Annotated in this window: 7 protein-coding genes and 1 pseudogene; 4 read left to right on the forward strand and 4 right to left on the reverse strand. The window is 71.0% G+C overall.

Annotated features, from left to right (window positions below):
* From VJR25_RS05775 to VJR25_RS05785, 3 genes and pseudogenes are all read left to right on the forward strand, one after another.
* Nucleotides 1-193: pseudogene (locus VJR25_RS05775) on the forward strand (thioesterase family protein); the annotation flags it as partial.
* A 136-nt stretch (nt 194-329) separates the two neighbouring features.
* Nucleotides 330-1,940 (forward strand): AMP-binding protein, encoded by a 1,611-nt coding sequence (locus VJR25_RS05780; RefSeq protein ID WP_324113465.1) that lies wholly within the window; start codon nt 330-332, stop codon nt 1,938-1,940.
* A 110-nt stretch (nt 1,941-2,050) separates the two neighbouring features.
* Nucleotides 2,051-3,205, forward strand: coding sequence for an SLC13 family permease (locus tag VJR25_RS05785; RefSeq protein ID WP_324113467.1), 1,155 nt, complete (start codon nt 2,051-2,053; stop codon nt 3,203-3,205).
* On the opposite strand, the gene VJR25_RS05790 is transcribed toward VJR25_RS05785, so the two are convergent.
* Genes VJR25_RS05790 through VJR25_RS05805 form a run of 4 tightly spaced genes read right to left on the reverse strand, consistent with a single transcriptional unit; the run spans nt 3,197 to nt 5,728 of the window.
* Nucleotides 3,197-3,688, reverse strand: coding sequence for a DUF6069 family protein (locus VJR25_RS05790; protein WP_324113469.1), 492 nt, complete (start codon nt 3,686-3,688; stop codon nt 3,197-3,199). The two genes, VJR25_RS05785 and VJR25_RS05790, sit on opposite strands and share 9 nt — an antisense overlap.
* A gap of 56 nt (nt 3,689-3,744) precedes the next feature.
* A complete protein-coding gene (locus VJR25_RS05795; RefSeq protein ID WP_324113471.1) occupies nt 3,745-4,338 on the reverse strand; it encodes a cation transporter in 594 nt (197 codons plus the stop codon).
* The gene (locus VJR25_RS05800; protein ID WP_324113473.1) at nt 4,335-5,366 is read right to left on the reverse strand and encodes a cation diffusion facilitator family transporter; all 1,032 of its coding nucleotides are present in this window, start codon (nt 5,364-5,366) and stop codon (nt 4,335-4,337) included. The genes VJR25_RS05795 and VJR25_RS05800 overlap by 4 nt, the downstream gene beginning before the upstream one ends.
* Nucleotides 5,363-5,728, reverse strand: a complete 366-nt coding sequence (locus VJR25_RS05805; protein ID WP_324113475.1) for a metalloregulator ArsR/SmtB family transcription factor — start codon at nt 5,726-5,728, stop codon at nt 5,363-5,365. The genes VJR25_RS05800 and VJR25_RS05805 overlap by 4 nt, the downstream gene beginning before the upstream one ends.
* A 24-nt stretch (nt 5,729-5,752) precedes the next feature.
* Between VJR25_RS05805 and VJR25_RS05810 the strand changes: the two genes are divergently transcribed.
* Nucleotides 5,753-6,162 (forward strand): cation transporter (locus VJR25_RS05810; protein WP_324113477.1); only part of this gene is annotated, 410 nt, incomplete at its 3' end.

The raw sequence follows: 6,162 nt of genomic DNA on the forward strand, positions 1-6,162 counted from the left end.
CCCCAACGTCGACCTCACCTGCCACCTCGTCGCCCAGCCGCAGGGGGAGTGGATCGGGTTCGACACCACGGTCACCGTCGGCCCCGCCGGCCTCGGCCTGACCGACACGGTGCTGCACGACGAGCGCGGCCCCATCGGCACAGTGCAGCAGATCCTCACCGTCCGCCCGATGCAGCCCGGCGTTTCTCGTTGACTTGCCCTGGATGTACGCGACACGCCGCGCGTCGCGTACATCCAGGGCAAGTCAACGAAGGGGAGGGTGCGGTACGGGGGGGCGACGGAGGGCGGCGGGCCTGGTGCGGGGCGTCGGGGCGTCGCATGATGTGCTCATGCGCAAAGAAGCTGCGGTGTCCTACGCCTCGGGGCAGGGCGCCATCCCTCTGCTCGGCCAGACGATCGGCGAGATGCTCGACGACGCCGTGAGCACGTACCCCGACCGGGAGGCGCTCGTCGAGTCGGCCACCGGGCGCCGGTGGACGTTCGCCCAGCTGAACGAGCAGGTCGACCTGCTGGCCCTCGGCCTGCTGGAGCTCGGCATCGAGAAGGGCGACCGGGTGGGCATCTGGGCGCCCAACTGCGCGGAATGGGTGTTCACCCAGTACGCGACGGCGCGCATCGGCGCGATCCTCGTCAACGTCAACCCCGCGTACCGCACGAGCGAAGTGGAGTACGTCATCCGGCAGTCCGGGATGCGGCTGATGGTCAGCGCCACCGCCTTCCGCTCCACGGACTACGCCGGGATGCTGGCCGAGATCGGCTTCGACGACGTCGTGTTCATCGGCACGCCGCAGTGGGACGAGCTGCTCGAGCGGGGCGCGGCATCCGACCCCGCTCGTCTCGACGAGTGCGCTGCGACCCTCACCTTCGACCAGCCCATCAACATCCAGTACACGTCGGGCACCACCGGATTCCCGAAGGGCGCGACCCTGTCGCACCACAACATCCTGAACAACGGGTTCTTCGTGGGGGAGGGTACCGGGTACACCGAGCAGGACCGCGTCTGCGTGCCCGTGCCGCTGTACCACTGCTTCGGGATGGTGATGGGCGTGCTGGGCGGCCACTCGCACGGCTCCTGCGTGGTCTTCCCGGCGCCGGTGTTCGACGCGGAGAAGACGCTCGAGGCGATCCACACGGAACGGTGCACCTCGCTGTACGGCGTGCCCACGATGTTCATCGCCGAACTCGCGCACCCGCGGTTCTCGGACTTCGACCTGACGAGCCTCCGCACCGGGATCATGGCCGGCTCACCGTGCCCCGTCGAGGTGATGAAGCGGGTCATCGACGAGATGCACATGCCCGAAGTGGCCATCTGCTACGGGATGACCGAGACCTCGCCGGTGTCCACGATGACCTCCCGCGACGACGACCTCGCCGCCCGCACGCAGACCATCGGACGCGTGATGCCGTACGTCGAGGTGAAGGTGATCGACGAGAACGGCCTCGTGGTGCCGCGCGGGATGCCGGGGGAGTTCTGCACGCGCGGCTACTCGGTGATGCTCGGCTACTGGGACGACCCGGAGAAGACCGCCGAGGCCGTCGACGCGGGCCGCTGGATGCACACGGGTGACATCGCCACGATGGACGAGAACGGGCGCCTCAACATCGTCGGCCGCATCAAGGACATGATCCTGCGCGGCGGCGAGAACATCTACCCGCGCGAGATCGAGGAGTTCCTGTACCGGCATCCCGACATCAACGACGTGCAGGTGATCGGCGTCCCCGACGAGCGCTACGGCGAGGAGGTCATGGCCTGGATCGTCATGCGCCCGGGCGCCGAACCCCTCACCGCCGAGGCCGTGCGGGAGTTCGCCGCCGGCAGGCTCGCCCACTTCAAGATCCCGCGGTACGTGCACATCGTCGACGCGTTCCCGATGACCGTCACCGGCAAGGTGCGCAAGGTCGAGATGCGCGAGATGGCGGTCGAGCTGCTGCGCGGCTGACCTGCGGCACCGCGCGCACCGGCGCCGCGCGCACCGGGCCCGTCGCGCCCGTGCCGGGCCGGTCCCGCCCGCGCTGTACGATTCTCCGGGCGGCACACTCGGGGAGGCGCATGCGCACGTGGATCATCGGCGCGGCCCTGCTGGCGCTGGGCGGTGCGGCGATCGCGGCCGGGATGCTGCCCGTCGACGACGCGCTGCAGCTGTGGGACCGGGTGTGGCCCATCCTCCTGTTCGTCGCCGCGATCACGGTCGTGACCGAACTGGCGGCGGTCGCCGGCGTCTTCACCGTGCTCGCGCAGGCGACGGCCCGCTGGGGCGGTGGGCGCGCCTGGCTGCTGTGGCTGCTCGTGGCGGCGGTGGCCCTGCTGAGCACCGTCTTCCTGTCGCTCGACACCACCGCGGTGCTGCTCACGCCGGTCGCGATCGTGCTCGCGCGGCATGCCGGGCTGAACCCGCTCCCGTTCGCGCTGACCACGGTGTGGATGGCGAACACGGGTTCGATGCTGCTGCCGGTGTCGAACCTCACCAACCTGCTGGCCCAGCACGCCATGGGCGACCTGACGCCGGTCGAGTTCGCCGGCCTCGTGTGGGCGGCCGCGCTCATGGCCGCGACGATCCCGATGATCGTCGTGTTCGTCGTCTGCCGACGCTCCCTGCTCGTGCGCTACCGCGCCGGCGAGGCGCAGCGCCCGCAGGACGTCGTGCTGTTCCGGGCGGCGGCCGTCGTGCTGGTCGTGCTGGTGCCGCTGCTCGTGTCGGGCCTTCCGGTGTGGATGCCGGCGACGGCGGCGGCGCTCGTGCTGTCGGCGGTGTTCGCGGTGCGTCAGCGGTCCGCGGTGCGCTTCGGCCTCATCCCGTGGCGGCTGATGGTCTTCGCCGGCGGGCTGTTCCTCTTCATCGCGGCATTGCACGCCGTCGGGCTCGGCGTCCTGCTCGCGCGCATCGCCGGGGAGGGGGAGTCGCCGCTCGCCCTGCTGCGGCTGTCGTTCTCCGGGCTGCTCGCCGCGAACGCCGTCGACAACCTGCCCGCCTACCTCGCCCTGGAACCGGTCACCGGCAGCCCGATCCGGGTCGTCGCCCTGCTGATCGGGGTCAACGTCGGCCCGCTGATCACCCCGTGGGCGTCGCTGGCGACGCTGCTGTGGCACCAGCGCCTGAGCGCCCTCGGCGTGGAGATGGGCTGGCGCCGCTACATCCTGCTCGGCGCGATCGTCGCCCCGGTGACGGTCGCCGCCGCGACCCTCGCGCTCGCGGCGTCAGCGTGAGGTCGTGGTCGCCGGGCGGTCGCGCTGCGGGGCGATGAGCACGACCGCCCAGTACGTCACCACGGCGACCGCCACGTGCATGACGGCGAGCCCGAGCACCCCGGACGGGCTCTGCCCGTGCAGCAGGATCCAGCCGTCCGGCGCGAACGACACGATGGTCACGGCGTACGCGGCCCACACGTAGAGCCGCCGGGCCCGCGAGCTGAGCGCCGCGGCGATCGGCCAGCCGAGGCACGCGATCACCACGCCGATGACGGTGAGCTTCGTGTAGTCCATGAACCGGAAGTGGTCGTAGCCGCGCGTCGCCGGGTCCGCCAGCATCCAGATCTGGGCGACGATCGCGCACGCCGCGACCGAGCCGACGACCGCCACTGCGCTGGCGAGGACGAACCGCCACGCGGCGGGCTGGAAGCGCGCGCCCGGCGCGTCGATGCGGAAGTAGCCGAGGAGGCCGGTGCTTGCGGACGTGTTGCTCGTGGTCATCGGGTCGACGCTACGGGCCGTGGTCTAAGACGGGGCTAAGGCCGGCCGGCGCCGGGTCACGTCTCGCGGAACACGTGGATCGCCTCGCGGGCCGCGTAGAACACGATGACGAGTCCGGCGACCGGGTCGGCCCACCACCAGCCCAGCGCGTCGTCCAGCACCAGCCCGAGCAGCACGCTCGTGGCGAGGATGCCGTCGATGAGGGTCACCCGTCCCTCGGTGAGGAGCACGGGGTTGTCCAGCCGACGGCCGACGTGCCACTTGCCCCAGGCGAGGGCGAACATGGCCGCTGCGGTCAGGGCCGTCCACCCGATGCCGCCGAGTACCGGCTGGGCGCGGTGGCCGGTGAGGAGGGCCACGGCCGCCTGCGCGAGCAGGTAGAGCGCGAGCAGCACGAACGCCCAGCCGATCAGCCGCAGACCGATGCGCTGTCGCCGCTCGCTGCTGCCGGTGAGCTCCCAGATCACCACCGTGCTCGCGCCGATCTCGATCAGGCTGTCCAGGCCGAAGCCGAGCAGGGCCACCGACGCCGACCGGTACGCGAGGATCGCGAGCAGCACCACGCCGACGACGTTCCAGGCGAGGGTGGCGGCCTCGAGCAGGATGCCGGTGCGGCGCAGGCGCTCCCTCTGATCCGTCGCGGCGCTCACCGGCCTGCTCCCTTCGGGGTGACGACGAAGTCGTCGAGGTTGCGCAGCCGCACGCGCACGTTCTGCGCTGCGTGCTCGGCAACGTGGGTCGCCTCGCGCAGGTCGGCGAGGTCCGTGGTGACGACGGCGGATCCCGTGAGGCGATGCCCGATCCAGCGGAGCTTGACCTCCTGCACGCCGGTGACGCCGGTCGAATCCGCGAGTGCGTGCTCGGCCCGGTCGATGAGCGTCGGGTCGACGGCATCCATCAGCCGAGCACCCACGGATTTCACCGTGCCCCACAGCAGCAGCAGGATCGACACGGCGATCAGCAGGCCGATGATCGGGTCGGCGAGCGGGAAGCCGAGCATGACGCCGATCGCGCCCAGCACGACCGACAGCGAGGTGATGCCGTCGAGGCGGGCGTGCACGCCGTCGGCGACGAGTGCCGCCGATCCGATCCGGCGGCCGACGCGGATGCGGTAGACGGCGACGAGTTCGTTTCCGGCGAAGCCGATGAGACCGGCGACGATCAGCCACGCCGGGTTCTCGATCGGGCGCGGGTGGATGAAGCGGTCGATCGCCTCCCACCCGGCGACGACGGCGGAGAGCGCGACGACGAACACGATGAACAGCCCGGCCAGGTCTTCTGCGCGCCCGTACCCGTAGGTGTGACGCCGGGTGGCGGCGCGACGACCGAGGACGAACGCGATCCACAGGGGCACCGCCGTGAGCGCGTCGGCGAAGTTGTGGATCGTGTCGGCCAGCAGTGCGACCGAGCCGGTGAACAGCACGAACGCGAGCTGCACGAGGGTGGTCCCGAGCAGCACGAACATCGAGACCTTCACCGCGGTGACGCCCGCCTTGCTGGCTTCGAGCGCGTCGTCGACGGCGTCGGCCGCATCGTGGGTGTGCGGCACGAACAGGTCGTAGAGGAACCCCTTCACCCCACCGTGCGGGTGGTCGTGCTCATGCCCGTCGTGGTCGTGGTCGTGGTCGTGGTCGTGGTCGTGCGTGTGCCCGTGACCGTGCGGGTGCGTGTGGGTCATCGGGCATCCTGCTCGGTGTGGTGGTGGCGCGGCGTGCCGCCGAGGGAGTGCTCGGCCTGGAAGATCGCGTCGGCGACCAGGCGCGACGCGTGCTCGTTCTCGAGGCGGTAGAAGACCCGCTGCCCCTCCTGCCGGGTGGCCACGATGCGCGCCAGGCGCAGCTTCGCGAGGTGCTGCGAGACGGCGGCCGGCGACTTGTCGACGATGTCGGCGAGGTGGTTCACCGACAGCTCGCCGGAGTCCTGCAGGGCCAGCACGATCCGCACGCGGGTGGCATCCGCGAGCATGGCGAACACCTCGACGGCGAGTTCGACGTACGGGCTTTCGGTCGAGTATCCGCATCCCTGCTTATCTGCGTGCATGTGCAGATATATTACGCTGTCCGGGTGAGTGACGACATCACGGACGCCGCGCGGGATGCCGCCTCCCGCCCGCCCCGGCGGAGCCAGCGCCGCCGCATCCTGATCGTGCTCGCCCTGAACGCGTGCCTCATCGCGGGACTCGTCGTGGCCGGCCTCATCGCCGGTTCGGTCAGCGTGCTGGCCGCTGCCGGGGACACCGTCGCCGACTGCCTGGCGCTCGCCCTCGGGCTCGTCGCGATCTCGCTGCGCGACCGCGACCCCGACCACCCGCACGCCCACCGGCCGATCGCGATCGCCGCGCTCGTCAACGCGACCCTGCTGCTGATCGTCACGATCACGGTCGTGGTCGAGGCGATCTCCCGACTGGCGGCCGGGTCGCCGCCGGTCGAAGGGCTGCCGATGGTGATCGTCAGCATCATCACGATGCTGGTGAT

Source organism: Microbacterium sp. (assembly GCF_035277845.1).
In the GTDB taxonomy this organism is placed as follows: Bacteria; Actinomycetota; Actinomycetes; order Actinomycetales; family Microbacteriaceae; genus Microbacterium.

Excerpts from the sequence above, each read along its gene's own strand:
- VJR25_RS05780 (WP_324113465.1), top strand. The coding sequence starts at position 330 with ATGCGCAAAGAAGCTGCGGTGTCCTACGCCTCGGGGCAGGGCGCCATC.
- VJR25_RS05785 (WP_324113467.1), top strand. The coding sequence starts at position 2,051 with ATGCGCACGTGGATCATCGGCGCGGCCCTGCTGGCGCTGGGCGGTGCG.
- VJR25_RS05790 (WP_324113469.1), bottom strand. The coding sequence starts at position 3,688 with ATGACCACGAGCAACACGTCCGCAAGCACCGGCCTCCTCGGCTACTTC.
- VJR25_RS05800 (WP_324113473.1), bottom strand. The coding sequence starts at position 5,366 with ATGACCCACACGCACCCGCACGGTCACGGGCACACGCACGACCACGAC.
- VJR25_RS05805 (WP_324113475.1), bottom strand. The coding sequence starts at position 5,728 with ATGCACGCAGATAAGCAGGGATGCGGATACTCGACCGAAAGCCCGTAC.